General features: G+C 46.0%; 1 protein-coding gene. It reads right to left on the reverse strand.

What is annotated here, in order from left to right; translation table 11 throughout:
* Nucleotides 1-215: hypothetical protein (locus E1189_RS24090; RefSeq protein WP_230459772.1), on the reverse strand; the 215-nt coding region annotated here is incomplete at both ends.

Genomic DNA, 215 nt, shown 5'->3' on the forward strand with positions numbered 1-215 from the left:
ATTTTTTCAGGGCTCATATCAGGGGATATCCGAGACATCCACTGATTGTTGCCAGTCAGCGCCACCCCAGACACGACAGTCTGAAAGTTGGGGGCATATAGCGATAATTTACTTCCTCCACCACCTAAATCCTCAGCTCGCCATGTGTTCCCGTTATCCAATGAGTATTCAGGAAAGGCATGAATTTCATTGGAAACGTATCTTGCCGGAATATT

It is taken from the genome of Parendozoicomonas verongulae (assembly GCF_009711465.1).
Taxonomy (GTDB): domain Bacteria; phylum Pseudomonadota; class Gammaproteobacteria; order Pseudomonadales; family Endozoicomonadaceae; genus Sansalvadorimonas; species Sansalvadorimonas verongulae.